At 56.7% G+C, this 1,403-nt stretch carries 1 protein-coding gene; it reads left to right on the top strand.

Translation table 11 applies throughout. The annotated features are described in order from the left end of the window. The first annotated feature begins 85 nt into the window (after positions 1-85). Complete coding sequence (locus BM113_RS21690) at positions 86-1,390, top strand: IS4 family transposase (protein ID WP_394327728.1); 1,305 nt, start codon at positions 86-88, stop codon at positions 1,388-1,390. The last annotated feature ends 13 nt before the right edge of the window (positions 1,391-1,403 follow it).

The raw sequence follows: 1,403 nt of genomic DNA, 5'->3' as shown, positions 1-1,403 counted from the left end.
CATCCGTCTTTAGCTAAGCCAAGAATCGCATGACTGCGGCGGCTTATCGGTGGTACTTTTCGGAAGGAATGAGGAGGCGACAGCTGTGTACACCGAAGCCTCCTCACACGATATTGAGCGTCGTCTCACTAACCTCCTTCCCTCTGAAGCGCTTGAAGACCACGCCGAGGCTGTCGGCGTGGTCGAGCGCGAGGGGAAGCTTCAGATTCCACCGCTTGTCTGGTCGTTTGCGTTCGGCTTCGCCGCAGGCGAAAGCCGAACGCTTGCAGCCTTCAGACGAACCTACAACTCCACTGCTGACGAGTCGCTCTCTCCGGGTGGCTTCTATCAGCGGTTGACTCCGACACTCGCAGAGTACCTCCGCGACCTCGTCGAATACGGGTTCGACGAGGTCGCTGTGCCTCACACCGTCTCTGATGAGTTTGACCGCTTTCGGGACGTGATGATCGCTGATGGAACCGTTCTGCGGTTGCACGAGTTGCTCTCTGAAGAGTACAAAGCACGTCACGAGGAGCAGGCTGGAGCGAAGCTCCACCTGCTCCACAATGTCACCGACCAGACGGTTGAACACTTCAGCGTCACAGACGAGAAAACGCACGACAGCACGTTGTTCAACACAGGATCGTGGCTGGAAGGACGGCTAGCGGTCTTCGATCTCGCTTACTTCAAGTACCGGCGGTTCGCGTTGATCGACGAGAACGACGGCTACTTCGTGAGCCGGTTGAAAAAGAGCGCAAATCCGGTTGTAACGGAGGAATTACGGGAATGGCGCGGCCGCGCCATTCCCTTGGAAGGCGAGAAGATCTTCGATGTCGTGGACGATCTCTCCCGCAAGTACATCGATGTGGAAGTCGAGGTCGAGTTCGATCGGCGAGAGTACGCGGGCACACAGTCACGAGATACGAAACGGTTCCGCGTCGTCGGCGTCCGCAACGAGGACGCCGACGACTACCATCTGTACATCACGAACCTGTCTCGGAATGAGTTTTGCCCGGCTGACCTAGCAACGATTTACCGTTGTCGGTGGGAGGTAGAGTTGCTGTTCCGGGAACTCAAGACACAGTACGAACTGGACAAGTTCGACACGACGAAGAAGCACGTCGTAGAAATTCTGCTGTACGCAGCGTTGTTATCCTTGGTTGTGAGCCGTGATTTGCTCGGTCTGGTCATAGAACGCGCTGATGATGGGATCGTGTTCCCGCCGGAACGCTGGGCGGCGACCTTCCGGTCGCACGCCCAGCTCATCCTCCGTGAACTGAGGGAATATCTCGCCTACTCGCCACCGCCACTGTTAGAGCGGCTGATTGAAGACGCTCAGAAGATCCACAAGCAACGACCGATCCTTCAAGAACAGCTCGCTACCACCATCCAACCGACCGCTGAGGCTTAGCTAAAGACCAATG

This window comes from Natronobacterium haloterrestre, assembly GCF_900112205.1.
GTDB classification, from domain to species: Archaea; Halobacteriota; Halobacteria; order Halobacteriales; family Natrialbaceae; genus Natronobacterium; species Natronobacterium haloterrestre.
The sequence above is the reverse complement of the archived record's forward strand: the minus strand, read 5'-3'. Positions and strand labels throughout refer to the sequence as shown.